The sequence below is a fragment of the Ruegeria sp. P10 genome, from assembly GCF_056534925.1.
In genome coordinates this window covers 117,609-144,143 of the sequence record NZ_JBQERJ010000003.1, presented here as the reverse complement: position 1 = coordinate 144,143, position 26,535 = coordinate 117,609, and the positions used below count along the sequence as shown (strand labels likewise).

Annotated in this window: 29 protein-coding genes and 1 tRNA gene; 16 read left to right on the top strand and 14 right to left on the bottom strand. The window is 58.6% G+C overall.

From position 1 onward, the window contains the following. The first annotated feature begins 3 nt into the window (after positions 1 to 3). Positions 4 to 783 (top strand): type III pantothenate kinase, encoded by a 780-nt coding sequence (locus ACR0FB_RS06585; protein WP_171631173.1) that lies wholly within the window; start codon positions 4 to 6, stop codon positions 781 to 783. Continuing rightward, positions 780 to 2,447 (top strand): ribonuclease J, encoded by a 1,668-nt coding sequence (locus ACR0FB_RS06580; protein WP_171631175.1) that lies wholly within the window; start codon positions 780 to 782, stop codon positions 2,445 to 2,447. The genes ACR0FB_RS06585 and ACR0FB_RS06580 overlap by 4 nt, the downstream gene beginning before the upstream one ends. Positions 2,448 to 2,457: 10 nt before the next feature. On the opposite strand, the gene ACR0FB_RS06575 is transcribed toward ACR0FB_RS06580, so the two are convergent. Together ACR0FB_RS06575 and ACR0FB_RS06570 are read right to left on the bottom strand one after the other, a co-directional pair. After that, entirely contained in the window at positions 2,458 to 3,159 is a 702-nt protein-coding gene (locus ACR0FB_RS06575; RefSeq protein ID WP_171633770.1) for an NUDIX hydrolase, read from the bottom strand. 25 nt (positions 3,160 to 3,184) lie between these two features. Beyond that, the gene (locus tag ACR0FB_RS06570) at positions 3,185 to 3,583 is read right to left on the bottom strand and encodes a DUF983 domain-containing protein (protein ID WP_480488044.1); all 399 of its coding nucleotides are present in this window, start codon (positions 3,581 to 3,583) and stop codon (positions 3,185 to 3,187) included. Between the two features lie 219 nt (positions 3,584 to 3,802). On the opposite strand from ACR0FB_RS06570, the gene ACR0FB_RS06565 reads away from it, so the two are divergent. Genes ACR0FB_RS06565 through ACR0FB_RS06550 form a run of 4 tightly spaced genes read left to right on the top strand, consistent with a single transcriptional unit; the run spans position 3,803 to position 5,710 of the window. Continuing rightward, the gene (locus ACR0FB_RS06565) at positions 3,803 to 4,273 is read left to right on the top strand and encodes an EF-hand domain-containing protein (RefSeq protein ID WP_171722965.1); all 471 of its coding nucleotides are present in this window, start codon (positions 3,803 to 3,805) and stop codon (positions 4,271 to 4,273) included. A gap of 6 nt (positions 4,274 to 4,279) precedes the next feature. After that, on the top strand, positions 4,280 to 4,897 hold the full coding sequence (locus ACR0FB_RS06560) for an RNA polymerase sigma factor (protein WP_171631179.1): 618 nt from the start codon (positions 4,280 to 4,282) through the stop codon (positions 4,895 to 4,897). Next, the gene (locus ACR0FB_RS06555) at positions 4,887 to 5,240 is read left to right on the top strand and encodes a hypothetical protein (protein WP_480619811.1); all 354 of its coding nucleotides are present in this window, start codon (positions 4,887 to 4,889) and stop codon (positions 5,238 to 5,240) included. The genes ACR0FB_RS06560 and ACR0FB_RS06555 overlap by 11 nt, the downstream gene beginning before the upstream one ends. Beyond that, on the top strand, positions 5,237 to 5,710 hold the full coding sequence (locus ACR0FB_RS06550; protein WP_480619809.1) for a periplasmic heavy metal sensor: 474 nt from the start codon (positions 5,237 to 5,239) through the stop codon (positions 5,708 to 5,710). Before ACR0FB_RS06555 ends, ACR0FB_RS06550 begins: the two co-directional genes overlap by 4 nt. A 5-nt stretch (positions 5,711 to 5,715) precedes the next feature. Here the strand turns inward: ACR0FB_RS06550 and ACR0FB_RS06545 are convergent, their stop codons facing one another. Next, positions 5,716 to 7,116: a diguanylate cyclase gene (locus ACR0FB_RS06545; protein WP_171631186.1), complete on the bottom strand. Its 1,401-nt coding sequence runs from the start codon at positions 7,114 to 7,116 to the stop codon at positions 5,716 to 5,718. A gap of 88 nt (positions 7,117 to 7,204) precedes the next feature. Between ACR0FB_RS06545 and ACR0FB_RS06540 the strand changes: the two genes are divergently transcribed. The 5 genes from ACR0FB_RS06540 (at position 7,205) to ACR0FB_RS06520 (ending at position 11,579) form a co-directional block, all read left to right on the top strand. Next, positions 7,205 to 7,489 carry a DUF3572 domain-containing protein gene (locus ACR0FB_RS06540; RefSeq protein WP_171631188.1) on the top strand — a complete coding sequence of 95 codons (285 nt, stop codon included), beginning with the start codon at positions 7,205 to 7,207 and terminating at the stop codon, positions 7,487 to 7,489. Between the two features lie 24 nt (positions 7,490 to 7,513). Further along, a complete protein-coding gene (locus ACR0FB_RS06535) occupies positions 7,514 to 8,206 on the top strand; it encodes an HAD family hydrolase (RefSeq protein WP_480619807.1) in 693 nt (230 codons plus the stop codon). Positions 8,207 to 8,324: 118 nt separating this feature from the next. Then, entirely contained in the window at positions 8,325 to 9,884 is a 1,560-nt protein-coding gene (locus ACR0FB_RS06530; protein ID WP_480619805.1) for a trimethylamine methyltransferase family protein, read from the top strand. 118 nt (positions 9,885 to 10,002) lie between these two features. After that, the gene (locus ACR0FB_RS06525) at positions 10,003 to 10,590 is read left to right on the top strand and encodes a heme NO-binding domain-containing protein (RefSeq protein ID WP_171631195.1); all 588 of its coding nucleotides are present in this window, start codon (positions 10,003 to 10,005) and stop codon (positions 10,588 to 10,590) included. After that, complete coding sequence (locus ACR0FB_RS06520; protein ID WP_210092572.1) at positions 10,587 to 11,579, top strand: GGDEF domain-containing protein; 993 nt, start codon at positions 10,587 to 10,589, stop codon at positions 11,577 to 11,579. The genes ACR0FB_RS06525 and ACR0FB_RS06520 overlap by 4 nt, the downstream gene beginning before the upstream one ends. 37 nt (positions 11,580 to 11,616) lie before the next feature. Here ACR0FB_RS06520 and ACR0FB_RS06515 read toward each other — a convergent pair whose 3' ends face one another. The 8 genes from ACR0FB_RS06515 to ACR0FB_RS06480 form a co-directional block, all read right to left on the bottom strand. Next, positions 11,617 to 12,315, bottom strand: a complete 699-nt coding sequence (locus tag ACR0FB_RS06515; RefSeq protein WP_480619803.1) for a CbiX/SirB N-terminal domain-containing protein — start codon at positions 12,313 to 12,315, stop codon at positions 11,617 to 11,619. A 61-nt stretch (positions 12,316 to 12,376) separates the two neighbouring features. Continuing rightward, the gene (locus ACR0FB_RS06510; protein WP_171227973.1) at positions 12,377 to 13,309 is read right to left on the bottom strand and encodes an AEC family transporter; all 933 of its coding nucleotides are present in this window, start codon (positions 13,307 to 13,309) and stop codon (positions 12,377 to 12,379) included. 54 nt (positions 13,310 to 13,363) lie between these two features. Next, a complete protein-coding gene (locus ACR0FB_RS06505; protein ID WP_171631213.1) occupies positions 13,364 to 14,161 on the bottom strand; it encodes an MBL fold metallo-hydrolase in 798 nt (265 codons plus the stop codon). Further along, complete coding sequence (locus ACR0FB_RS06500) at positions 14,158 to 14,964, bottom strand: TatD family hydrolase (RefSeq protein ID WP_480619801.1); 807 nt, start codon at positions 14,962 to 14,964, stop codon at positions 14,158 to 14,160. Before ACR0FB_RS06500 ends, ACR0FB_RS06505 begins: the two co-directional genes overlap by 4 nt. Next, entirely contained in the window at positions 14,961 to 16,082 is a 1,122-nt protein-coding gene (locus ACR0FB_RS06495; RefSeq protein WP_480619799.1) for a DNA polymerase III subunit delta', read from the bottom strand. The genes ACR0FB_RS06500 and ACR0FB_RS06495 overlap by 4 nt, the downstream gene beginning before the upstream one ends. 3 nt (positions 16,083 to 16,085) lie before the next feature. After that, positions 16,086 to 16,712, bottom strand: coding sequence for a dTMP kinase (tmk, locus tag ACR0FB_RS06490; RefSeq protein WP_480619797.1), 627 nt, complete (start codon positions 16,710 to 16,712; stop codon positions 16,086 to 16,088). Beyond that, the gene (locus tag ACR0FB_RS06485; RefSeq protein WP_171631222.1) at positions 16,709 to 17,875 is read right to left on the bottom strand and encodes a D-alanyl-D-alanine carboxypeptidase family protein; all 1,167 of its coding nucleotides are present in this window, start codon (positions 17,873 to 17,875) and stop codon (positions 16,709 to 16,711) included. Before ACR0FB_RS06485 ends, tmk begins: the two co-directional genes overlap by 4 nt. Before the next feature lie 16 nt (positions 17,876 to 17,891). Continuing rightward, on the bottom strand, positions 17,892 to 19,190 hold the full coding sequence (locus ACR0FB_RS06480) for an SPOR domain-containing protein (RefSeq protein WP_480619795.1): 1,299 nt from the start codon (positions 19,188 to 19,190) through the stop codon (positions 17,892 to 17,894). A gap of 202 nt (positions 19,191 to 19,392) precedes the next feature. On the opposite strand from ACR0FB_RS06480, the gene ACR0FB_RS06475 reads away from it, so the two are divergent. Continuing rightward, positions 19,393 to 19,482 (top strand) — tRNA-Ser (locus ACR0FB_RS06475). A gap of 162 nt (positions 19,483 to 19,644) precedes the next feature. Then, positions 19,645 to 19,770 carry a hypothetical protein gene (locus ACR0FB_RS06470; RefSeq protein WP_280922458.1) on the top strand — a complete coding sequence of 42 codons (126 nt, stop codon included), beginning with the start codon at positions 19,645 to 19,647 and terminating at the stop codon, positions 19,768 to 19,770. Between the two features lie 87 nt (positions 19,771 to 19,857). Here the strand turns inward: ACR0FB_RS06470 and ACR0FB_RS06465 are convergent, their stop codons facing one another. The 3 genes from ACR0FB_RS06465 to ACR0FB_RS06455 form a co-directional block, all read right to left on the bottom strand. Next, positions 19,858 to 20,424, bottom strand: coding sequence for a TetR/AcrR family transcriptional regulator (locus tag ACR0FB_RS06465; RefSeq protein WP_171631227.1), 567 nt, complete (start codon positions 20,422 to 20,424; stop codon positions 19,858 to 19,860). Next, positions 20,415 to 21,491 carry a flavin monoamine oxidase family protein gene (locus ACR0FB_RS06460; protein WP_480619794.1) on the bottom strand — a complete coding sequence of 359 codons (1,077 nt, stop codon included), beginning with the start codon at positions 21,489 to 21,491 and terminating at the stop codon, positions 20,415 to 20,417. Before ACR0FB_RS06460 ends, ACR0FB_RS06465 begins: the two co-directional genes overlap by 10 nt. A 91-nt stretch (positions 21,492 to 21,582) precedes the next feature. Then, the gene (locus ACR0FB_RS06455) at positions 21,583 to 22,251 is read right to left on the bottom strand and encodes a cupin domain-containing protein (RefSeq protein ID WP_480619792.1); all 669 of its coding nucleotides are present in this window, start codon (positions 22,249 to 22,251) and stop codon (positions 21,583 to 21,585) included. Positions 22,252 to 22,850: 599 nt separating this feature from the next. Between ACR0FB_RS06455 and ACR0FB_RS06450 the strand changes: the two genes are divergently transcribed. The 3 genes from ACR0FB_RS06450 (at position 22,851) to ACR0FB_RS06440 (ending at position 26,499) form a co-directional block, all read left to right on the top strand. Further along, on the top strand, positions 22,851 to 23,801 hold the full coding sequence (locus ACR0FB_RS06450) for an ABC transporter substrate-binding protein (protein WP_245217962.1): 951 nt from the start codon (positions 22,851 to 22,853) through the stop codon (positions 23,799 to 23,801). A gap of 78 nt (positions 23,802 to 23,879) precedes the next feature. Then, entirely contained in the window at positions 23,880 to 24,917 is a 1,038-nt protein-coding gene (locus ACR0FB_RS06445; RefSeq protein WP_210092566.1) for a quaternary amine ABC transporter ATP-binding protein, read from the top strand. Then, positions 24,910 to 26,499 carry an ABC transporter permease gene (locus tag ACR0FB_RS06440; protein WP_480619790.1) on the top strand — a complete coding sequence of 530 codons (1,590 nt, stop codon included), beginning with the start codon at positions 24,910 to 24,912 and terminating at the stop codon, positions 26,497 to 26,499. Before ACR0FB_RS06445 ends, ACR0FB_RS06440 begins: the two co-directional genes overlap by 8 nt. The last annotated feature ends 36 nt before the right edge of the window (positions 26,500 to 26,535 follow it).

Sequence of the window (26,535 nt, the reverse complement as noted above, 5' to 3'; positions counted from 1 at the left end):
CGGATGCTTCTGGCCATCGATTGCGGCAATACCAATACCGTCTTCTCGATCTGGGACGGTGAAGAATTTCTGTGCACCCTGCGCACCTCGACCCACCATGCGCGCACGGCAGACGCGTATTTCACCTGGTATTCGACGCTGGTGAAACATTATGGGATCGAGGCGAATATCTCGGATGTCATCATTGCCTCGACCGTGCCACGTGTCGTGTTCAACCTGCGCATCTTTGCCGATCGCTTTTTTGGTTGCAGACCATTGGTTGTGGGCAAGCCCGATTGCCTGTTGCCTGTCCCGCCGCGTGTGGATGAAGGAACGGTGCCCGGCCCGGATCGACTGGCCAATGCCGTGGGCGCTTTTGACCGCCATGGTGGCAATGTGGTTGTCGTGGACTTTGGTACCGCAACAAATTTCGACGTTGTCGCCGCGGACGGTGCCTATGTGGGGGGCGTTATCGCTCCGGGTGTGAACCTCAGCCTTGAGGCTTTGCATCAGGGCGCAGCCGCACTGCCGCATATCGACATCACGCGTCCCGAGAAGGTGATCGGTACAAATACGGTTGGTTGTATTCAATCGGGCGTGTATTGGGGATATTCCGGTTTGATCGAGGGGCTGATCGCCCGGATCAAGGCCGAGTATGGAATGCCGATGAAAGTCGTTGGAACCGGAGGGCTGGCCCCCTTGTTCGATCAGGCCGACGTGGGGTTCGACGCAATCGAAGATGATCTGACGATGCACGGCCTGACCGTGATCCATCGCTACAACAAGGATAATGGCTCCGTATGAGCAGTGAAAGATTGATCTACCTGCCGCTGGGTGGCGCGGGCGAAATTGGCATGAACGCCTATGTGTACGGCTACGGTGAACCGGGAAAGGAACGCCTGATCCTTGTGGATCTGGGCGTCACTTTTCCTGATATGGACACAACGCCGGGCGTTGACCTTATCCATGCCGATATCTTTTGGCTGAAAGAGCGTGCCGACCGGCTGGATGGTGTTTTCATCACGCACGCCCATGAAGACCACGTCGGTGCCGTGGCCCATTGTTATGAAGCTTTGGGCGCGCCGGTCTATGCGCGCGCCTTCACGGCCAATATCGCGCGCCGCAAGATGGAAGAACACGCGCACCCGACCGAGGCGGTCACGACTGTTTCCGCCTGGCCTGAACAGGTGTCCGTCGGGCCGTTCACGGTTGGCTTCCTTCCTGTTTCGCACTCGATTCCCGAAAGTGCCGCACTGGTCATCGACACACCCGCAGGGCGTGTAGTGCATTCGGGCGACTTCAAGCTGGATGCTGCACCCGTCGTTGGAGAGGCCTTTGACCCTGACCTGTGGGCCGAGGTTGCCAAGCCCGGCATCAAGGCGCTGGTCTGTGACAGTACGAATGTGTTTTCGACCCATCCGGGGCGTTCAGAATCCGAAGTTGGCCCCGAGATTGTCAAGCTGGTCGAAGGCGCGGAAGGTATGGTCGTGGCGACCACCTTTGCGTCAAACGTCGCGCGGGTCAAAACGCTGGCCGAAGCAGGTGCGCGGGCCGGGCGTTCCGTCGTTCTGCTGGGGCGCGCGATGCGTCGGATGATCGAAGCCGCGACCGAAACCGGTATTCTTGCGGATTTTCCAAAGGTGATCAGCGCCGAAGAGGCTCTGGACCTTCCGCGCCAGAACCTGATGCTGATCGTGACCGGCAGCCAGGGGGAACGACGGGCCGCAAGCGCCCAACTGGCCCGTGGCAAGTACCGTGGTCTGGAGCTGGCCGAAGGCGATCTGTTCCTGTTTTCCTCGAAAACCATTCCCGGGAACGAACGGGGCGTGATCTTCATCATGAACCAGCTCAGCGAAAAGGGCGTGGATGTCGTTGATGACAGTTCGGGCCTTTATCATGTCTCGGGCCATGCGAACCGGCCGGACCTCGAGAAAGTGCACGCACTGACTGATCCGCAATTCGTGATCCCGATGCACGGCGAACACCGGCACCTGCGCGAGCATGTCAAACTGGCAGAGCAGGGCGGCAGAACCGGAGTGCTGGCGGTGAACGGCACCATGCTGGATCTCAGCGGCAATGCGCCTGTGGTCGTTGATTATGTTGAAACCGGTCGCACATATCTGGACGGCACCGTGAAGATTGGTGCCCTTGACGGCGTGGTGCGGGACCGTATCCGCATGGCTTTGAACGGCCATGTTACAGTGACGGTGGTTTTGGACGAAGAAGACGAACCGCTGGGCGAGCCGTGGTGCGATACCATGGGACTGCCCGAAACCGGCACGTCCCGTGCCGCGTTGGTCGAAGTGCTGGAAGAGGATCTGAACCAGTTCCTGATGCGGGCCGCTGCCAAGACCCTGCGCGATGACGACAAGCTGGAAGATGAAATGCGCCGCATCGTGCGGCAGACAGCCAAAGCGGAAATTGGCAAAAAGCCCGAAGTGACGGTGGTGGTCAGCCGGATGCGGTGAAACCGATCCGTCAGTCGTGGGTTGGCATCGGATAGCCCCTGAGACGCAGGAACAGGTTGGCCTCTTCGTTGTTTTTGTAGAATGGAACTGACGATGGCGGCTCGGGGGACGTAACCCGGGCCGCTATTTCCGCCAGAACGACCTCGGTGATAAACGGCAGATCCAGATCCCGTGCCCGATCTAGTGGCACCCATTGCAGGTGCGACAGCTCATCCGAGGCGTGACTGAAATCATCCACATCACCTTGCAGAGCGTCGGCGTCGACCAGAAAGAACCGCGCATCGAACCGGCGGGGACGGCCCGGTGGAGTTACCGCGCGAAAGACGAACTGAAGCGCAGCCGCAGTTGGCAGGTAACCCAACGCGGCAAAGCTCTGCCAATCGCCAGGTACCTGACCGGGCCATGTGCCCGGCTGGCCGAGAACAAGACCGGTTTCTTCCCAAAGCTCGCGTATGGCGGCCGCGGCGAGGGCGTGTTGAATCCCCGGCTCGGCCTGTTCGCCCAAACGTTCAAAGCACAGATCCGGCAAATCCGTTGCCAATGGAACATCCGCGTCAGCCGGATCAACCGCGCCACCGGGAAAGACGAACTTGTTCGGCATGAAGGCCGCTTTGGACCCGCGCTGCCCCATAAGGATCGAGGGGTTTGTCCATCTGTCCCGCAGCACGATAACCGTCGCTGCGTCCCGGATGGCGGTTTTGTCGGGTGTCATGTCCAAACTGGTCAACTGGGTCGGGTCACGCGGTTTTTCCAAAGCCATGCATGCGGCGTGCCCACTGATACGCCACCACTGCACCTTTCAGGCGTGGCAACAGGTACAGGGACAGGGCGACGCAGGCGACGGAAAAGCCGATGGCCATCGTCCACGGATCGGGCCGCCAATGCACGTACGACACGTGCAGAGCAGGCGCCAGCAGGTGGCCGACCAGCAGGATTGTCAGGTAGGCGGGCCCATCATCTGCGCGATGGTGAAACAACTCCTGCCCGCAGTTCGAGCAGGAGTCATTGACCTTGAGATAGCTGTGCAACAGCTTGCCTTCCCCGCAGTTGGGGCATTTGCAGCGAAACCCCTTGACCAGGGCTGGCCATGTCTCACGCTCACCTTCAGAGGTCGTCTCGATCGTCTGATCCGTCATAATGTAACTCGCGAAGTAATCTTTTGCGGATAATGGGCCTGATCGTGGAAATTTAAAAGGGGGGTGCGTCGCTTTGCAACGTCTGCCCGGCACCTCGTCTTGGGGCGGTCCCGAACCTTTCAAAAATAATATCGAATTCAGCGACGGAATTCCTGGCGCGGCCCGTTTGAATGGGTATGAGCGGCGGCACTCGGGCCGCGTCAACAAAAGGAAACGGAAATGAAAAACGTTACATTCATCTCGGCCATTGTCATGTCGGCGGTTGCGATTACCGGTACTTCTGTTTTGGCCGCTGGCTCGGGTGGCCGCGAGCCGGTGTCCTTTCAGGAACTGGACGCCGATGGGGATGGTCAGGTGACGCAACAAGAGATGGAGGCGCACCGAACCGCTCGTTTCACCGAGGCGGACATAAATGGGGATGGAAAGCTGAGCCAGGAAGAAATGCAGGCTGCCGCCCAGAAGAAAGCCAGTGATCGGGTTGCCAGGATGTTCGAAAACAACGACGCGAACAAAGATGGCTTCCTCAGCCAGGATGAGTTGCCGAAACCGCGCCGGGCTGACAAGATGTTTGATCGGATGGATGCGGACAACAGTGGCGGAATCTCGGAACAGGAATTTGCCGATGCCAAAGATCGGATGGGACGGCACCATAAGAAAAAGCATCAAAAATCGGATACAAGCGATAACTGATGCAGGATGGAGGATCTGACCTCCCACCCACAAGATGTTCGCGGCGCGGATTGCGCCGCGAACACACTCAGCGACGATGCGTTGCTGAGGCAATTCGCTGATGGTGAGGCGGGGGCGGCACGGATTCTGACCGATCGTTTGGGGCCACGCTGTTACTCGGTTGCTTTGCGCATGTTGGGCAATCGGGCCGAGGCGGAAGACGTGACGCAGGATGCGATGATGCGGTTGTGGCAGATGGCGCCGAATTGGGTTTCGGGTCAGGCCAAGGTATCGACCTGGCTGTATCGGGTGACGCTGAACCTGTGCGTGGACATCAGGCGCAAGAAGACACCCGACAGGTTGTCGGACGTTCCCGAACCCGAAGATGGCAAGGCCAGCGTTGTTGACCGCATGCAGGACGAGGCGCGCAAGGATGCCTTGCAGTTGGCTTTGGCTGAGCTGCCCGAGCGGCAGCGACAAGCGGTCGTGCTGCGCCATATTGAAGAGCTGCCCAACCCCGAGATTGCCGGGATAATGGGCATTTCGGTAGAAGCAGTTGAAAGCCTGACCGCAAGAGGCAAGCGCAGCCTGACCGCGATCTTGGCTGGACGACGCGAAGAACTGGGGTATGACAATGGCGGATGAAGACCTGGAACTTGATCATTTGTTTGCACAGGCACAGCGGCAGCGACCGACACTGCCGGACGATCTTGCCGTGCGCATCCAGACGGATGCTGAAACTGTTCGCCTCGGTCGTCTTGCTCCTGCACCGCAGCCGATGCCTTCGATATGGAACAGGTTGATAAGCAATGTAGGAGGATGGCAGGGCCTTGGCGGGCTTGTCGCCGCAAGCGCTGCCGGGGTCTGGATCGGGTTTTCCGCACCGGCCTTTCTGCCGGACCCGGCCAGCCTGTTGACGTCAGAGGAGACATCCTTCCTCGTGGCCGACCTTGGATTTGACTCGAGTTTTCTGGAGAGCACGGAATGAACGCTGATCCCAAGCCCAAACGCAAGTGGGTGCCTGTCGTCCTGGCCTTGTCACTGGCGCTGAACCTGCTGGTTGTCGGTGTCGCTGTGGGCACCGTATTGCGCCTGAGAGGTGGGGATCATGCCAAATCACCGCCCGGCTTCGGCCCCGCGTTGTACCGGGCCCTGCCCAAGGATGATCGAAAGGCGATGCGGGGCGAGCTGACGGGCCTGCACAAAAAAGGATCCAAGGGTCGTGCTCAGGATTTTGAAGCGCTCAGTCAGGCTTTGCGCGCAACGCCCTTCGACCCGGTCGCCGTTCAGGTTCTGTTGCAACAACAAGCACAGGCCACCGCCGATTTGCAGCAGGCCTTGCAAACGCAATGGCTGGCACGTGTGACTGCCATGAGCAATGATGAACGGCAGGCCTATGCAGACCGATTGCAGGAAGTCGTCAAACGCGGGCCGCATGGGCACAAGAAAAGAGACTGAACAGATCAGGCCGCACTTTGCCTGATACTCACCTGATTGCGCCCTGCCTTCTTCGCAGCATACAGCGCTTTATCCGCGGATTTGATCAGGTTTTCCACGCTTTCAGCCGCATAGTCTTGCCGGGCGAAACCGACCTGAGACAACTTCAACCCGATACTGACCGTCACATCAACTTGTGCCCCATGGTCCGGTAACAGGAACGGGGACTGACAGATGCTGTCACAAACGGTTTCGGCCAGGTTCAACGCCTGTTTGGGCGATACATCGGGCACGCCGATCATGAACTCTTCCCCCCCGATGCGGGCGACAAAGCCACGGGATCCCAAGGCATGTTGCATACGTTCCGCCGCTTGCGTCAAAACATAATCGCCGCTTGCATGGCCATGGCCATCATTGATTGCCTTGAAGTGATCCAGATCGGCCAGCATGATCGCAAAACTGCGCCCCGTTCTGGCGGATTGGCGCGCGATTTGATCCAGCGCGCGCATGGCGTAGCGGCGATTGTGCAGCCCAGTCAACGGGTCGATCCAGGATTCCGCGATGCCTCTTTTGAGAGAGACCCGCATCTGATCCAGTCGCGCTTTGCGGGCAATCTGGTTTTCAAGCCGCAGCAGGATCTCCTGCGCGCAGAACCCGCCCAGACAGACAGCATCGGCCCCTCGGTCCAGAGCTTCCGAAGCCTGTCCGGCGTCTTCGTCTTTCAGCACCCCGATCAAAACCGTGTGCCGGGTCACGCCGCGTGATCTGAGGTCGGCAAGGATATTGAGGCCGGCCGGGTTCGAGCCCAATTCAACCACGATCGCATCGGGAACAGAGCCGGACAAAACACCCCGCAGGTTCGACTGAAGATGCCAGTTCAAATCAAATTGACGTTGATCTTCCAGAGCCTTTTGCCAAAGCGTGCCGTTTCGGGCCGTGTGGGTCAGGATATCAACCCGCGCCGCTTTGGACGGTCTGATTATGGGTTGGACCGGCTCTGCGAAGCCAATCGATTGCGATCCGTTGCTGACCTGCAAATCCTGAGTGGCCGCACGAGCACGCAAAAGGCTGCGAATGCGCGCCAATAATAAGGTGTCTTTGAACGGGTGCGTCAGAACATCATCCAGCCCGTCCTTTAACGCCCGCAGCCGGGCGTCCCGGTCATTTTGCGCGGCAATCGCCACGACCGGAACGTCGTCAAGGCCGGGTTCCTTCACAATCGCCTTCTTCACATCCGCAGCCGTTCCATCCGGCAACGTCTGAGCCGTCAGAACCAGATCCGGTTGCGTACGCCGCACGAGCGCGGGCAACCCTTCAAGCTTTTCGCCCTGCACCACGTGATACCAGGCCGCCGTCAGCTGTACCTTCAGCATGATGCGATTGGTCGATACCCCGTCGAGGACAAGGATGGTTCCCTGCACAGACATAGTTGTTCACCGTTGATTGCATGCGTGAACAAAGTGTTTATGACTCTGGTTAACAAACCCTTTCCAAGACCGGATCTGACCCAAGTTTATGCCGATATCCTCTGATTCCGCCCAAACTCTTGCGCTGACGGCCCTGGCCTGGCTGGTCAGCAATGACGAGCTTTTGCCTGTTTTTCTGGGCTCTACGGGCGCATCGATCGAGGATGTCCGCGATCGGGCAAGCGATCCCGAGTTTCTGGCGTCGGTTCTTGATTTTCTGGTGCTTGACGATTCGTGGGTCATGGCGTTTTGTGACGCCAATTCACTCGCCTATGATCTTCCCGCCCAGGCAAGGGCGGTATTGTCTGGCGGCGCTGAGATACACTGGACATAGCCATATTTTCCGCAGGAGCACCGGATGCCGATAGATGCGATCATCTTTGACAAAGATGGCACGCTGTTTGACTTTGCAAATACGTGGGGAGGGTTCGGACGCTCCATGCTGTTGCGCCTGTCCAACGGGGACGAAGATCGCGCCACCGAGCTTGGCCGTGTCATCGGATATGATTTCGAGCAAGGGAGATATACCGAAGACAGCATTGTAATCGCCGCCACGGTCGAGGAAATCGCAGAAGTCTTGATTGCCCATGTCAATGGCGCGACCTTACATGAGATCATCGATTTGATGAACTCCGAGGCCGCCTCGGCCCCGCAGGTGCCCGCTGTTCCATTGGTTCCGTTCCTGGAAGGTCTGCAAAATTCCGGAATCAAGCTGGGCGTTGCGACGAATGACAGTGAACACCCCGCTTTGCAGCATCTCGAATCTGTCGGAATAAGGGGGCATTTCGATTTCGTCGCCGGGTATGACAGTGGTCACGGGTTCAAGCCGGGACCGGGCCAGTTGCTGGCCTTTGCCGCCCATATCGGGGTCGAGCCATCTCGTATCGCGATGGTGGGTGACAGTCTTCATGACTTGCAGGCCGGGCGCGCGGCGGGGATGACCACGATCGGTGTTTTGACCGGTTTGGCCGAGGCCGATGCTTTGGCTCCGATGGCGGATGTGATTTTGCCTGATATCGGACATATTCCCGAATGGTTGGCCAAAATCTGATTTTCAAATCCGGGATTCGACAAAACGGGATGAAAAACCGACATATTCTGTCGCAGACGGAGCGGCCATAGGCGTCTCTTCGGGGCTTGCTTGACGAAAGCAAGAACAGGAGGCACCGATGGCCGAGACCAAAACACGTAAGCGCCGCGGAGGAGGGCGCGCAGGGGCGGCTGCGCGCAGGGGCAGTGCAGCGATTGACCAGATGCCCTGGGATCCGCCGGTCAACATCGATCGACCCACAGAACCTTTGGATCAGGCCGGCATCGAAGCGATCCATGAAGGGGCGATGCGCATCCTCGAAGAGATCGGGATCGAGTTTTACAACGAAGAGGCAATAGGCATCCTGCGCGAAGCCGGTTGCACCATCGACGGCGACAATGTCCGCATGGGGCGGGACTTTGTCATGGAGATGATCGCCAAGGCTCCCAGCCGGTTTTCGATCACCCCTCGCAATCCGGATCGCAAGATCGAAGTCGGCGGGAAGAACATCCTGTTCGGCAACGTCTCTTCCCCGCCGAATTACTGGGACATGGAGATCGGGAAAAAAGTACCGGGCAATCGCGAGATGTGCCGGAACCTTCTGAAGCTGACGCAATACTTCAATTGCATCCATTTCGCGGGCGGATACCCGGTCGAGCCGGTCGATATCCACGCCAGCGTTCGCCATCTGGATGTGCTGTACGACAAGCTGACCCTGACCGACAAGGCCATGCACGCCTATTCACTGGGCAAGGAACGCGTCGAAGATGTCATGGAAATGGTGCGCATCGCAGGAGGGTTGAGCCATGAGGAGTTCGAGGCCGCGCCGCGCATGTATACCAATATCAACTCTACCTCGCCGCTGAAACACGATCACCCGATGATCGACGGGTGTCTGCGCCTGGCGCGGCGCGGTCAAGCGATTGTTGTCACGCCCTTTACGCTGGCGGGTGCGATGGCCCCCGTAACCATGGCAGGCGCCGTGGCGCAATCCTTGGCCGAGGCGCTGTGCGCCATTGCGCTGTTCCAATACGTGCGCCCCGGTATTCCCTGTGTGATCGGTACATTCACGTCGAATGTGGATATGAAATCCGGCGCGCCCGCCTTTGGAACACCGGAATACATGCGTTCGACCCAGATGACCGGCCAGATGGCGCGGTTCTATGGTTTGCCCATGCGGTCTTCGGGTGTTTGTGCGGCAAATGTGCCGGACGGGCAGTCGGTGTGGGAGACTTCGAACTCGCTTTGGGCCGCCGTGCAATCGGGCACCAATATGGTCTACCACGCAGCCGGTTGGCTTGAGGGTGGCCTGATCGCCAGTCCGGAAAAATTTATCATGGATTGCGAAATCCTACAGCAAATTCAACGCTATATGAACCCCGAGTTGACCGCCACAGGGCCGGACGAGATTGCATTGGATGCGATCAAGGCAGTCGGCAATGACGGTCATTTCTTTGGCATTCAGCATACGCAGGATCGCTATACCACGGCCTTCTATCAACCCTTCCTGAGTGATTGGAAAAACTATGAAGGATGGGAGGTCGCCGGCGGCATCTGGACGGCAGAACGCGCGCATCACATGTTCAAGGAGATTATCTCGAGCTTTGACGCCCCCCCGATCGATGAAGGCATTCGCGAGGAACTGGCCGCTTTTGTCGAACGCCGCAAAGCGGAAGGCGGCGCGCCCACGGATTTTTGATCGGACAGGTGGTCTCGAGCTGATACTCTGTTGAATTCGCTACAACTCAGGGTGGATTTTGGCTATTTGTTAAGGTTTTTCCGGCCACAGTGCACAGGACACCAAACTGGGGCATCTGATGCATGGTCTGATCAATCGGGCGATACAGTCCTTTGTCTGTGCGACCTACGGGCGATCCTGCTGGTTGCGCGTGACCGAAGCCGCGCGGCTGGGGTTTGTCGAGTTCGAGGCCATGCTCGTCTATGACGATGACATGACGTCCAAGGTAATGGAGGCGCTGAGCGCCGACCTTGATCGACCGCCAGCCGAAGTCTTTGAGGACCTGGGAACGTACCTCGTATCTCATCCGAATATGGAAGGGCTGCGCCGCCTTCTCAGGTTCGGCGGTGTCAGCTACGTGGAATTTCTTCATTCGCTCGACGATCTGGCGGACCGCGTGCGGCTGGCCGTGTCTGATTTGACCCTGCCGGCCTTGGAATTGAGAGAGCTGTCAGCCACGGAATTTCAGCTGAGTTGCTCTCCGGGCCTGCCCGGTTATTCCAATGTCATGGTTGGGGTCCTGCGCGCAATGGCGGATGACTATGGTGCGCTGGTGATGCTGTCACACGAGGGGCAGCAGCAAGGCAGTGATGTCATTTCCATCATGTTGGTTGAAAGCGCTTTTGCCGAGGGGCGGCATTTTGATCTGGGGGCTCGGAACGGATGACAGACACCCAAGAACTGGCTGGTCTACTGGAAACGCTTTGCCCGATGTTCCTGTTGGTGGACCAAAATGGGCATATTCGGCAGGCAGGTCCGACCCTGCAAAAGTTGCGACCTGAACTGCCGCTGGTGGGGCAGGGATTTCTGGATGTGTTTGAACTGATCCGCCCCAGAACGATCACCACCATTCCCGCCCTGATGTCAATGGCGGGGGCGAAGCTGCATCTGAGGTTTCATGATGAACCCCGCACAACCCTGAAAGGCTTGGTCGCTCCTTTGCCGCATTCCGGTGGTGCGGTCATCAATCTGTCATTTGGTATCTCGATTTTGGATGCGGTGCGGGACTATGCGCTGACAAGTGCGGATTTCTCGGGCACGGATCTGGCGATTGAGCTGTTGTATCTGGTCGAAGCCAAATCCGCCGCGATGGAGGCATCCCGCTCTCTCAACCTTCGGCTGCAGGGTGCGATGCTTGCAGCCGAAGAGCAGGCCTTTACCGACACATTGACCGGACTGAAGAACCGCAGGGCGATGGATCACTTGCTCGAGCATTTGATTTCGGGAAATTCCACCTTCGCGCTCATGCATCTGGATCTGGATTTTTTCAAATCTGTAAATGACAAGCTGGGCCATGCCGCGGGTGATTTCGTCTTGCAGCAGGCCGCCCGCATCATGCAACAGGAGACACGAAGCAACGACACTGTGGCCCGGGTCGGCGGGGATGAATTCGTCATTGTTTTCAAGGATCTGACTCGGGAAGATACTCTGGCCTGCATTGCTGGGCGTCTGATATCAAGGTTGAATGAACCGATGACGTTTCAGAATCAGAGTTGTTCGATCTCGGCCAGTATTGGCACTGCCTTGTCCACGCAGTTCGACTGCCCCAACGCCGCTGACATTCTTCACGCAGCAGACTTGGCCCTTTATCAGGCCAAGCGCGACGGCCGGTCTTGCCATCGCATGTATTCAGCGTTGAGCAAGGCGCAAACCTGAATTCGTTCAGAAAACACGATGGGCACGTATCGGGGCTTCAGGCTGAATCGAATGCCGCATTTATCTTTTTCGCAATCTGTTGCCGGATCGGAGGCAACTCTCCCACCACCGGTAGGACCACGCCTGAAAACCCCGCGCGATCCAGCTCTTGCGGGACGTCTTCCTGCACATGCCCTCCGGCACAGGCAAAGAACGGAAGGCACAGCGCCTGATCTTCGGTACCGTTTGCAGCGTCAGATATGGAAGGTGGCTCTTCGACGAAACCGACGCGAACGGATTTGAACGCCACCAGTCCCGCAAGCTGTTTCGCAAACTGCAACGCCACGGTCGACGGGTTCCGGCTGCGCCCGGAACCATGCGCGGCAATGACCAGATCGGTGGACCGAGCGGCCCAGTGTTTGTCGGACAATTCCGATCGCAGGGCCTCTGCGGTCAGGGCCGGCAGGTCCGGGTCAATTCCAAGCGGGTCCAAAATCCGTGCCGGATGGTGCCCAAGCCGTTTGGGTAGAGCGCTGGTGACAAACCACCCTTTTGCCATGAAAAGTGGATAGATGACCGAGTTTTCGGGCGCACGGTCAAGCTTCGCCTCCAACGCACCCGGCGCTGCCAGAGTGGCCGAATCCACCGCTATATGCCCGGTAAGCGCGTTGACCTTGGCGGCGAATGCCGCAAGTGCAGCTTCGGCCGGTTCCGGGTCTGACGGTTGGCCATGAGCGACAATTATGGCATGTGACATGCGGATCTCCTGCAGCGTTGCGCGATAGGTGTTTCACATCAACCTGAAGTCAACACCTCAGTTAGCCCAAAAGTGTCAGCCATAGCCAGACGGTCAGAATGGACGAGGCCGTTCCGATAAGTACCGCCGACGCTGCGACCCGTTTTGCGCGACCATACATGTTGGCGAAGATATAGGCGTTGAAACCCGGAGCCATGGCGGCATTCAAAACCCCCGACCGAAACAGATCCTGCGGCAGGCCCGTGGATTTGCCGAACACCCACACCAGGCTGGGATGCAGCATCAAAGAGATACAGCAAACATACGCAATGGTGCGCAGGTCGCCCTCGGGCTTGTATTTGACCAGCACGCCGCCCAAGGCAAACAACGCCCCGGGCAGGGCAGCACGGGTGATCAACCCCAGTGCTTCGTCGACCACCGCAGGGATTGCCAGGCCGGACAGGTTGACTAGAAACCCAAGGGCGATACCAAGGATCAGCGCGTTCTTGAACATTGCAGACAATACAGACCGTGCCATGCGCATGCCACCATGACCGCGATTTCGCACGACCTCCATCACCGTGATCCCGACGCCGTAACAAAACGGAGAATGGAAGGCGATGATCGCGTAGTTGCCGGTCAGGTTCTCGGGCCCATATGCGCGTTCGGTTATCGGCAAACCCAACAGGACAGAGTTTGAGAACAGGCAACAAAACCCGATGGCAACGCAATCTTCCCAATCGCGCCCGAAAATGATGCGTGCGCCGAACAGACCTGCTGTGAAACACAGGGCGGCAGCGGAATAGAAACTGGCCAAAAGCCGGGGGTCGAAACTGGCGCTGAGGTCCAGATGCGCGATGGCGAGGAACAAAAGGCAGGGAATCGCAAAGCCTTGGGTGAACTTCATCAGCCCATCGACATGCGCTTCTTTGAAGTACCCCGTGCGTGTTGCCGTATACCCGGCCCCGATTACAAGGAAAACCGGAAGAATGACGTCGATCAGGCTTTGCAGCATGTGGCCCCCGTGCGACGGGCCTGCTGCGATATCATGCGGGCGACGGGCAGCGGCCTACTGCGACTGATGGATCACCATCCCGTCGAAGGCGGGGGTGATGTGGTCGGGGGTTTCAGCATCGACGGTGGCATAATCGAGATCGATATGCATGTTGGTCAGAACCGCGCGCTTCGGTTGGAGTTCTTCGATCCACCCAAGCGTCTTTTCCAGATGCGCATGCGTTGGATGAGGCGAGCGGCGCAGGGCATCGATGACAAGGCAGTCCAGCCCTTTCATTTCGGGCCAGGCATCGTCGTAGATCTCGGCGACATCCGGAAGATAGGCGAGTTGCCCTATGCGGAATCCAAGGGAATCGATCGAACCGTGATTCACTTTGAAAGGACGCAACGGAATCGGGCCGCCGGGGCCGTCGATTTCAAATGGACCGTCGATAGACTTGAGCTCGAGTATTGGAGGATAAGGGGAGCCTTCCGGCTGAATGAACGCGTATCCAAACCGCCCCAACAAGGCGTTCTGGGTGTCGCCATCCGCCCAAACGGGAACGCGGGTTTTCATGTTGAACACGATCATGCGCAAGTCATCGATTCCATGCACATGGTCTGCGTGAGAGTGCGTATAGACGACCCCGTCCAACCGCCCTGTACCTGTATCCAGCAACTGGCTGCGCATATCTGGCGTTGTGTCGATCAGAACCGAGGTTGTCCCATCTGGCCCGTCGCGTTCGACCAGCATCGAACAGCGGCGCCGGATGTTCTTGGGGTTCGCAGGGTCACAATCGCCCCACTGACCGCCCAGCCGCGGCACGCCGCCAGAGGACCCGCAGCCCAGAATTGTAAATCGGAAGCCGGTCATGCGGCGGCCTTGTCTGATGCCGCTTTGGTAAACAGCCGGTCGAAGTTCGCCTGTGTCTGGTCAGCAAAGGCGGCATAGTCCATGCCATAGATTTCAGCCCCCTTTTGGGCCGTGTGCACAGTATAGGCCGGCTCGTTTCGTTTGCCGCGATAGGGCGGCGGGGCCAGATAGGGCGCGTCAGTTTCCACCAGAATGCGGTCCACCGGGGCGTTTGCGAAGATATCGCGCAACTCTTGGCTTTTGGGAAAGGCTGCGATGCCGGACATGGACAGATAAAACCCCAGCTCCAGCGCGGCCTTGGCCAATTGAGCAGACGATGAGAAGCAGTGCATGACGCAGGAATAGGGTGCGTTGCGATATTCTTCAGCCAGAATGCGGGCCATATCTTCATCAGCTGCGCGGGCGTGAATGATCAGGGGCAACCCGGTGCGCTGGGCCGCTTCGATATGGATGCGCAGTGACTGTTTCTGCACTTCGGCACTGTCGGCGGTATAGTGGTAGTCCAAGCCGGTTTCACCGATACCGACGAATTTGGGATGCCGTGTCAGGGCGACCAGATCATCGACCGAGGCCAATGGCTCGTCCGCGGCGCTCATCGGATGTGTGCCGGCGGCATAGAAGACCGGCGCGTGGGCTTCGGCAATCGCACGGACGGCGGGTTCGTTGCGCAGTTTGGTGCAGATCGTCACCATCCGGGTCACGCCAGCCTGGGCAGCACGCGCGATGATGTCGTCCAACTGGCCTTCGAAATCCGGGAAGTCCAGATGGCAATGGCTGTCGGTAATCTGGGGGGTGTCGCTCATCTGTTCTGACCGGCAGTTTCCTGTATCTTGAACACCGTATCTAGGACCAGAGCGGCAGGGTCAAGGTTGACTGCCTGACCATGTCGCGCTCGGGCTGTGATCGTTGCGGCGACCTCGGCCCAGCGACGGGCTTGATTTGGCGATGCTGACAGACGCGCCAGTGTTTCACCCTCGTTGGGGGCGGCTTCAGGCAGCGGGGGCGTGCCCGTTGCCCCGGTCAGTGCCAGCCGTGACAGAGCGATGTCGATCAGGGTAAGCAAAAGTTCGAACCGGTCCGCCGCACCACGCTGTGCTGCCGCTTCGGCCAGGGCCAGCGCGCGCTGGCGGTCCATGCGGGGCAGGGTTCCCAGAATGGCGATCAGTTCGGCATAGATGTCCAGACCACCCAGATTGATCAAACGCACGGCGTCTCCGACTGAACCCGCTGCAAGCGCGGCAAGGTGTTCTGTCTGCGCGGGAATTTCGGTTTCCGTTTGTGACAGGGCGGCTTGCATGTCTTGCGCGTTCAGCGGGCCGAGGCGCAGCGTGCGACAGCGTGAACGGATGGTTGGCAACAGGCGCGAGGGTTGATGCGATACCAGCAAGAGGGTGGTGCGGGCAGGCGGCTCTTCCAGCATTTTCAGCAACGCGTTAGCGGCGCTGACGTTCATTTCGTCTGCTGAATCCACGATCACGACGCGGCGGCCGCCGTCCGCAGAGGACAGGCCAAAAAACTTTCCAAGCTTGCGGATGTCATCCACGACGATCTCACCGCGCAGCCGTCCCTGATCGTTCAGTGACCGGGTTATTGCCGCCAAACCCGGTTCCGCCCCGGCCTGAATGCGATGGGCCACCGGGTGATCGGGATCGATATCGAGCGTCTCGGGCGGAGGCGGCGCGCCGAACAACCCGCCATCCTCGGTCGGCGGAGTGGTCAGCAGAAATCTTGCAATTCGCCAGGCAAGGGTCGCCTTGCCGACACCGCGTGGCCCTGTCAGCAGCCAACCGTGATGCAAACGGTCCGAGGTGTAGGCGGTCAGGAATGCCTGTTCAGCCGCGTCTTGGCCAAAAAGCCGAACGGTTTCGCGCGGATGTGGCGCGCCCGGCACCTGATCCGGAGAAGGGATATCGTCGCTCATCGTCTACCGCAGTGCTGCCTGGACGATTTCTGTCACATCCTGCGCAACGCTGTCCATGTCCCTGTTGCCATCCACGATGTGAAACCTGTCGGGGAACTCATCGGCCAGCGCCAGAAAACCGGCATGCATCTTCTTTTGTAAATCCGGGCCAAAGTCCTCGAAACGTTCTTCGGTGCCTTGTCGCCCCTTGGCGCGTGCCAGGCCCGTTTCGGGGTCCATGTCGATCAGCAGCGTCATGTCCGGTTCGCGCCCGATCATCAGGCTGTGCAACTGATCCACCAGATTTCGCAGGTCACCCCGGGACAAGCCCTGATACATACGTGTGCTGTCAGCAAAGCGGTCGCAGATCACAACCTTCCCTGCCGCCAGAGCCGGCTCGATTGTACGCTCCAAATGGTCGCGGCGGGCTGCTGTGAACAGCAGAATCTCGGTCTCGGCCGACCAGCGATCCGGGTCGCCCTCCAAAACCAAACTGCGAATTTCCTCGGCCCCTGCGGAACCGCCGGGTTCGCGCGTCAGTACCACCTCGTGACCCTGCGCGCGCAGATGTTCCGCCAGCATCCGTGCCTGTGTTGACTTGCCTGAACCGTCAATGCCTTCGAAGGTCAGAAATAACCCCGCTTTCGTCACATCGACTCCAGCGGGTTGTTGATCACGTCTTTCAATACGATACCGCCGACGGTCAGCATGCGCACCACAAACCCGCCAATCGCAACATCTTCGGCTGCCACCAGCGGGCGCCGGATTTCCGGCAGCCCTTCGGGCTTGATAACCAGTTCGGCCAGCTGCTGACCTTTTTTGACGGGCGCGTTGATCGGGCCCTCATAGACCACTTCGGCCTCGACATTCTGAGTGCCCAGAACCGGGAACAGCACATTCAGATCACCTTCGGGAACAAGCCCCACGGTCTTTTTCTCGCCCATCCACAGTTTGGCTTCGGCTATCGGCGTTTCCGCGGTGGCAACTGTCCTCTCGACAAAATTTCGAAACGACCAGTTAACCACGGCCTCAGCCTCCTCTGCCCGTTGGCCGGTGCTGTCGAGACCCGTCAGCACAAAGATCACACGCCTGTCGCCTTGTTTGGCGGACCCGACAAGGCCATAGCCCGCTTCTTGCGTGTGGCCGGTTTTCAGGCCATCTGCGCCGATATCCAGCCGCAGCAACGGGTTGCGGTTGCGGGCGTTCGAGGGCGCGCGGCCATCGAATTCGAAAACTTCTTCGGCGAAAAGGGGATAGTATTCCGGAAAGTCAGTGATCAGCCGGTCTGCAAGAACGGCCAGATCATGAACTGACATCATATGCCCGGCGGCGGGCCAGCCGTTTGAATTTGCGAAGTTCGAATTGTTCATGCCCATCTGCTTGGCCCGCTGGGTCATGTATCGCGCAAACCCTGCTTCGGTGCCATCCGGGCTGAGCGCTTCGGCAATGACGACGCAGGCGTCATTGCCCGACAAAACGATAATGCCGCGCAGCAGATCTTCGACACGTACGCGATCCTGCGTATTCAGGAACATCGTCGAGCCGCCATAGCTCATCGCGTGTTCCGAAACAGGCAGAGTTTCGTCCAGCGTCAAGCGCCCGTCCCGCAATGCTTCGAACGCAACATAAAGCGTCATGAGCTTGGACATCGACGCAGGCGGCAACGGTTGGTCGGCTTCTTTCGACAGCAGCACGGTACCGGTGGTTTGGTCGATCACGTAAGCCGCGCGGGCGGATGTATCAAAAGCCTGGGCCGGTATCGCCAGAACGGCAAGCCCAAGAGCCAGAACAGATGTTCGTATTGAGGACAGCATGTTAAGCCTCCCTGAATTAGTCGGTTACCGTGAACGCATCTTTGAAGCCAAGGTCTTTCACGTCCTTTTGAAAGGCTTTGCGCTCGGCCCTTGTTGCGGCGGGGCCTACCAGCACGCGCCACACTGTACTATTCGCTGTTTTCAGTTCTCGAACAACCGTAGGCATTCCGTTGCGACGCGCCTTTTGGGCTGCTGACTTGGCGTTTGCCTCAACGCTGAAGGTTCCAATCTGTACATACGGCTTGCTCAAAGACGTCGTCGATGTCGCGGCGGCGGCAACAGGCGTGGCGTCTGACGCATCTATTGCGGCAGCGGCCCCTTCTACCGGGTCCAGCGGTGTTTCGGTGATCGCGGCAGGGTCTTTCTTTTGCCACCATTTCCGCTTGGCAGGTTTTTCGGCAGGGGGCGTGACCGGTGCATCCGACAAAGAGGGCGACGCCACGGCCGCAGCGGCTTCGGCGGCTACGTCTGCGCTGTCGGTCGCTGTATCTGCCGCGGCCACGGCAGTTCCCGCAGCCGCAGCTGTGGGGGCTTTCTTCTGCCACCATTTCCGCTTGGCGGGTTTATCGGCAGGTGCTTCGACCTGATCGCCGGCTGATGTAGGCGTCTCGGCATCTTCGCTTGCGGGCTCGACGTCCTCAGCCGTTTCATCGGATGAACTGGCTGCACCGGCTGCAACCGCAGTCGTACCAGCCGCGGCGGCGGCTGGTTCCTTTTTCTGCCACCACTTCCGTTTGACCGGTTTTTCCGGCTCTGCGGACGCTTGCGTGTCGGAAGCTCCATCAGCAACCGCAGCCGTGGTTTCGGCGGCCGATTCTTCTGCTTCTGGCGCATCTTCCGACGACGGTTCTTCCAGCTTTTCCCGGCGCAGTGCGACGACACTGACTTTTGTCGGCGCCCCCGCAAGCATTCCCAGCTCTTTCGCGGCAGCGGACGAGACCTGAAGCGCAGGCCCGGGCAGGTTGCGCTCGCGCCGGAACAGGGCGCCGGTCACCGATTTGTTGTTGGACGTGTTTTTGATCACGACACGTTCAGGTTGGGACGCATCCGGGTGCGCAACCCATATCCCGCCAAGAGACGGCCGGCCATCCCAAAGCCCTGCTTCGGTTGTCTGAAAAACCTCAGGGGCCTCGATATCACGCTGAGAGCCGGTGGCCACCTCGGGCAGGAGTTCCGTCTTGCCCGAATTGTCTTCCGGTTTTTCAGCCGAGTCAGAAGTTGACAAAACCTCTTCGCATCCGGCCAGTATCGTCAAAGTCAACGCCAGATACGCCAGCCGTTTAGGCCCCGGGCGTGTCTCGATCGCTCGCTTCATCTGCTTTTCCCTTGCCTGAAGGGGTTTCGTTTTCCGAACCCCACTGCCGGTCTGCTGGTTCTGGATGCCAGCCTGTTGCGGTCTTTCCTGCGGATCATAACGTGGCTGAAGTGTCATGGAAAGACCGCTGCACAGGCTTCGGCAAGATTTCCCGATTTCGACTTGCCTCTGGTCGAACTTCGCCTTAGACCCTGCTTTCGACGGGGAGGTGGCAGAGTGGTCGAATGCGGCGGTCTTGAAAACCGTTGGGCGTGAGAGCGTCCCCAGGGTTCGAATCCCTGTCTCCCCGCCACAAAAATGGCAAATCCGACCACACGCTGACCACGTCCCGTATTTTACGAACCTACGGTTTCTTCAGAAAATTCCCATGTCTGGTTCGTGTTCTAGTCCCCGCTTGGTCTGAGCATGCTTTGCGAGTCGCTTTTCGCCGGCACCTTTCGAGTGTTCTTGAGCCATGGAGAAATTTCTTTGTGACCTGTGGTGGACGCAATCTGGTGGTCAGTACATCCAGCCTCGGCCAATTCGCTTGCTGCGCTGTATCGCAGGCAATATCGACATCTACAAAGACCGCCCCGAATGATCACCCGAAATGGGGCTGGGGCAGGGGAGGCGGGCAGGCGCCTCAACAATCGACGCGGCCATTCTGTATGCGCAAGCTTGGGCCGTGTCACAAACATCGCGCAGTTAGAACCTCCACGGCGTCGTCAAAGGTTTGGGTGCTCTTCTCGACCCGAGCCGTCAGATGAGCGCCTTCCAGCAAGGCCAATGCCGCGCGTGCTTCTGCTTTCGGATCCTCAACGCCCGTGATCGAATGATCTGTTTTGCCAAGCGCAAAGACATTCTCGATCCACCGGGTCAACATGCGCCGGAACTCGCGGATTTTGTCGGTGACCTCATTTGACAAGCTTTCCCGGCTGATGATCAGCGACACACATAAGCATAGGGTTTTTCCGTCGTTCAAAGCCGCGCGATACAGCGCGATCAGTGCACGCATGCGCGCGCCCGCCGTTTCGCAAGTTTCCTCGATCTCGACGCAGCGTCCGGTAAGCTCGGTATGGTAGCGTGTCATCAAAGCTGCAGAAAGCGCGGCTTTGGTCGGGAAGTGATAGTGGATCGATGCCTTGCGGATGCCCACATCATTGGCAAGGTCGGCATAGCTGAAGCCGTCGAAGCCTTTGCTGCGTACGGCAAATTCGGCAGAATTCAGCAAAGCGGTTTTTGTATCTATTTCCATGCCACGTTCATCCTATTTGCGCTCAACAATGCCGCGGTGTTTTGTGCCGCTTCCAATGCACCTTCCAGATATCCCCCAAATTGCGCGGCTGTTTCGGTGCCACTGAAGATGATCCGGTCTTCCCAGATCCGCGTCATGGCCTTGGGCATGCCGTATTGCGGATGGGCATGTACGGGCTGAAGATCCAGGTTGGTTGCTGTGAAGCGATCAAACGCCCAGTCTTTTAACAAAAGCGCATTGGGGCTGGTCGCCTTGCGCCCGAACAATCGCCCCAGCTGAGCCAGAACCTGCTGCCGCAACGCCCCTTCATCCCGGCGAGCTTGCGCAGGGATGCCGATGAAACCGAACAGCGCGAAGGGACCACCGCTGGCAGGCGACGCGTCGTGGATTTCCACCATGGGACCGCGCCGGCTCATAGCATCCCCTGACAATCCGTCTTTGCGCCAGAACGGAGTGTCATAGACCGCAACTGCTTTGGCCTGACCGGCCATCCAGGTCGCGATGTGCCGCATGGCTGACAACGTGCCATCGGGCAGGGCGGGCTCATAGGTCAACTCGGCCGCGATACGTGGGGGCATGGCAAGTACCACACGGCTTGCCCAAATATGCTGTCCAGATTGCGAGGTGACCCGAACTCCGCCTTTGGTGCGGGCCAAGGCGGTGATCTGCGTGGACAGGTGAATTGCTCCATCCGGCAACCGTGCCGACAGCGCATCCGTCAAAGCAGCGAGCCCCCCGACCAGGCGATAAGACCCTTCCATGGATGAAAACCCGCGGCCCCGCACAACACGGCCCTGTTCATCTTCGAAGCTCAGCGCGCCGGAGCTGAATTGGTCAAACTGGTGCAGGCCCAGTCGGTCTGTCAGCGCTGCGATACGTGGCTGCCCGGGCCAGAACCAAGCCGGACCCATGTCCAGATGGGCGCGCCCCTGAACCTCGGTCAGAATGCGCCCGCCCAGACGGCTGCGCGCCTCAGCAACCAGCACCTCCTGACCCTGATCCACAAGCTGTGTCGCCAGGCCAAGCCCTGAAAGTCCGCCACCGATGATGAGCGTATCAGTGCGCATGGGTCAAACCCCCTCAGTTGAAGGACGCAGGTCCAGCTTTTGGGCCCAACTCGACCGGGGTTGTTGCGCCAGGGTTTTGTTCAGACATCGGTTACACCGCCGGCGGTTGGGCGTAAGGCAGGTGGCCTGTCTTCATCCAGATCTTGGCCCCGTCCGGCCCAGCAACGGCCGTCAGGCTGTGGCCTTCAGGCAGGCGCAGCCAATCGTTTTTGACCAGTTCGTCCCCGCCTTCGGTGACCGACCCGTCGATGATCAGAACCTCGATCCCGCCGGGGGCGTCCGAGCGCAGCGTCGCGCCCGCGTCCAGATGGGCGTAGGTCACGATCTCGCGCGCATCCTCATGCAGGACTGCGGTGGCGATACCGTTTGCGGGTGCGCGCAGCTCATCCACCATGTTTTTGCGAAACTGGGTTCGGTCGTTCAGGTCGAACTGCCAAAGCTTGACGAAGATCGTGCATCCCGGTTCCGACCCCGGTGTGTGTTGCGAGGTTGGCGGGTTGCGTACATAGGTCCCCGCCGGATAGTCACCATGTTCATCCTGAAATACACCGTCAAGGACAATGAACTCCTCGCCACCCGTATGGGTATGGGCAGAGAAATGACTGCCCGGCGCATAACGTACGATAGTGGTGGCCCGTGCGACCTCGCCTCCGATCCTGTCCAGCATCCTGCGATCCACACCCTTCATGGGTGAGGCCTGCCATTCCAGCTGGTCCGAGTGAACGACAACGCGGTCAGAGAAGTCCGAATTGATTTCCATGGGGTCAGTTCTCTTCCTTGATTGCAGCAAGGATGACTATCTACCAGTAGGTAGGCAAATGCCAACTGAAATGTTGGTATAGGCGACACCTTACACAGAGTGTTGAACGGTTTCTTGTCAGTGTGGCTTGGTTCCACGGTTAGGTGACGCAATTGCCGGGAAGAAGTGCCACGCCTTTTTTGGGGGCGGGTGCGATACGCAAGATCAGGCGCATTAAGTATCTGAATGATATCAATTGCTTCGTGCGAAAGGACAGCTTCACCACCCGTTTCGAAACTGGTTGTGCCTTCTGCACGGGGCATTTCGGTGCTCAAGAAACCAGCGGGAATTTTCGGATTCTGAGGTTTCGGAGGGGCAATGTTGAATTGCAGGAAGTCGAAACAAACTTGCGAAAATACCGCATTCAAGAGGTATAAAAACGTATTCCTTGAAGGGCAGCGCATCCGCATGCTTCACTTTTGGAGCCATGTAAGCCTGTGATTTTGCTGGCCCAAAAAAACCCGAAAGGCACGGCCTTTCCACACAAAAAAACTTAGCGCACCACTACCCGAGAGGGTGAGAAAAACAAGCGCGGAAACGACCCAACACGGAGATATCAGATGAAAAAAACTGCAACGCTACTTGGAAGCGCGTCTTTCGCGATTGCCGGGCCGGTCATGGCCGCGGATATCGTGATCGGTGTGCCCAACTGGGCCTCGGTGAACGCCACGGCACATATTCTTGAGGTCGTGATCGAAGAGAACCTCGGCCTGGACGTGGAATTGCAAAACGGCACCAACCCGATTGTCTTCGAGGCCATGGACAGCGGTTCGATGCATGTCCATCCGGAAGTGTGGATGCCCAATCAGCAAAACCTTCACGATACCTATGTCAAGGAAAACGGCACCGTCGTCATGAACCAAAACCCGGTTCAGGCGGAACAGGGCATGTGCGTGCCGACCTATATCGCGGAACAGTACGACATCAAATCGATCGATGACCTGAGCGACCCCGACAAGGTTGCGATTTTCGATACCGATGGCAACGGAACACCCGAGGTATGGATCGGTGCGCCGGGTTGGGCGTCGACCGTTGTCGAGAAGATCCGGGCCAAGTCCTATGGCTATGACCAGATCTTCGATTTGACGGAATACGAGGAAACCATCGCCTATGCCAATCTGGCAAATGCGACCAAAGCGGGCGACCCGTGGATCGGGTTTTGCTACAGCCCCCACTATATCTTCGTGACACAGGATTTGACGGTTCTGGAAGAACCGCCTCATGATCCGGCCACCTGGACAATCGTTCAGCCCACGGATGATCCGGATTGGTTGTCCAAGTCCGAGGCGTCCTCGGCCTGGAACGGAGCAACGCTTCACTTGCACTACGCCAAGGAACTGGAAGAGAGCTATCCCGAAGTGGCCGCCCTGTTCAACAACTACCAGATGACAGGCGACGATCTGAGCGCGATGGGTAAGGCGCTGGCCGTCGACAACATCGAAGCTGCGGATTTCGCCAAGGAATGGGTGGCTGCGAATGAAGACACCGTCATCGGCTGGCTGACCAACTAAATCACCACTCTTTGGGCCGTCGCGCAAAACCGCGGCGGCCTTTTTCTGTCGGGCAGGGCATCGCCCTGTGGGAGATAAATGGACGAACCTGTCGTAAAATTAGAAAACGTTTGGAAGATCTTCGGCTCGCGTGCCGAAGAGGCAATGGAAGCGGTCAGAAACGAAGGCATAGGCAAGCCGGAGGTTCTGGAGCGGTTCAACTGTGTTGTCGGCGTTCAGGGCGCCACGTTCGAAGTGCCGAGGGGGGAGATTTTCTGTATCATGGGGCTGTCCGGCTCGGGCAAGTCCACATTGGTGCGACATGTGAATCGATTGATCGAACCCACGGCGGGTCGGATCGAGATTCTGGGTCACGATGTTTCGAAACTGTCGGAATCCGAGTTGCGCCGCATTCGCGCCCAGCAAATCGGGATGGTCTTTCAGCACATGGCGCTGATGCCGCATCGTTCCGTGCGCGATAATGTGGCCTATCCATTGGAGATCCGAAAGGTGTCCAAGTCAAAGCGCTGGGCCGTCTCGGATCACGCGCTGAGCCTGGTGAATCTGACAGGTTACGAGGACCGCCTGCCCAAAGAGCTTTCGGGCGGGATGCAGCAACGCGTGGGGATCGCGCGGGCGCTGGCCTCGGACCCGGAAATCCTGTTGATGGATGAACCATTTTCTGCGCTCGATCCGCTGATCCGCCTGCAGTTGCAGGACCAGTTCAAAGCACTTGTGGCGCAGCTCAAAAAGACCACGCTGTTCATCACCCACGATCTGGACGAAGCCATTCGGATCGGCCACCGGATTGCGATCATGAAGGATGGCGTCATCGTACAGATCGGAACCCCCGAAGACATCGTCATGAACCCGTCCGACGATTACGTGCGCGAATTTGTTCAGGGCATCTCAAAACTCAAACTGGTCAAGGCGCATTCCATCATGGAGCCTTTGGACAGTTATTCAGGGCCACTTGACGGTGCGCCCCGAGCCGACGAGGGCGCGGATCTGGATCAGCTGATCGACCTGGCCGTGAATTCTGATCTGCCGGTCGTCATCACGGATGCGGGTATCGATGTGGGTGTCGTGACCAAGCCGCGCCTGTTGCGCGGTATCCAGGGGGGCAAAAATGACTGATGCTGGAACAGAGATGAAAGTAACGGCCGCCTCTGATATCGAGGTCGATCGCGAGGCCTTGGACCTTTCCATCAAAGAGTTCGCGGGTCCGAACGGTGACTACTATGTCAATGCGTTCCACAAGATTCATGATGCGACCAGCGCGATTCCCAACACGTTCAACACGTGGGCCGCGGTGCTGGGGCCATTCTGGTCTGCGTCACGCGCCATTTGGGGCATGTTCTGGACCTTTCTGATCCTTGAGATCATCGCGTGGGTCCAGATCGGCAGGGGCGCGTGGGGCAATCCCGGCGCGGATTTCGCCGAGCGCGCTGCGCGTCAGCAGGAACGTGCGGCCGAACTGTTGGCGCGCGCAGCGGATGCCACGGAACAGGCCGATATCGATCGTTTCACCAAACTGGCCGAGAACATACAAAAAGCAGCGGCCACAAGTCTGGAAAGGGCCGCCGCTGCTCAGTCCGAGGCGGCAGGAATCCTGATTACCGGGTTGTTGATGTTGCTGGTATTCAAATTGGTTCAAGGGTTCTATGCCGACCGCGTCTACGAAAAACAGTACTCGAACTGGCGTATCGATCCGGACAGCACGGAAAGCGGGCGTTCGACCCGTAATATTGTCATGGGTGCGATCCTTGTCGCAGCAATCGGACCTTTGATTGTGTACAAGTTCACCGTGAACGCATCCCTTCCATTGTTGGACGCGTTCCCGGAACAGCAAGTGTCTGCGATATTTCTTGGCGAAGGCAACGGCACGCTGTTTTCGAGCCTGGCAAACTGGATGGAGGCCAAGATTGATGCCGCGGCGGCGGCAGGCGGCGACATCTTTGACGGGATCGTGGCGGGCGTGCGATCGGTGCTTGATGCGCTGACGATTGCACTGATCGGGTCGCCCTGGCCGGTGGTCATGCTGGTCATCTGTGTGACGGCCTGGCGTGCGGCAGGACCAAGGGTTGCCATCTTCACCGCGTCTTCTCTGGCTTATATCGCATTGCTGGGGTATTGGGACGTGGCGATGGAAACGGTTGCTCTGGTCGGTGCGGCGGTGCTGCTTTGCGTCGTTTTCGGCATTCCACTGGGTATCTGGTTCGGCAAATCGCAGCGCGCGTATCGCGCGGCGGAACCGGTTCTGGACCTGATGCAGACGCTTCCCGCCTTTGTTTACCTTATCCCGATCATCGCCTTCTTCGGCACCGGCAACCCGCCGGGGATTCTGGCCACGATCATCTTTGGCATGCCGCCGGTGATCCGCCTGACGGCACTGGGCATGCGCGGGGTGCCTGAAAGCATCAAAGAAGCAGCCGTCGCCTTTGGCGCGTCGAAATGGCAACTGTTGAAGGATGTTGAAATCCCGCTGGCGCTGCCATCGATCATGACTGGTGTGAACCAGACGATCCTGATGTGCCTGTCCATGGTCGTCATCATCTCGCTGATTGGCGGTGGCGGTTTGGGAAAGGAAATCCTCGAGGCGCTGCAATACGCGGCCAAGGGGCCGGGCCTTCTGGGGGGCTTTGCGATCCTGTTCCTTGCCATGGTCATGGACCGGATCGTGCAGGGCGCATTCCGGCGGGAAGACGAAAAACTCTGAGCGCAAACGCCCCCGGTTCTGATCGGGGGCGCTTTT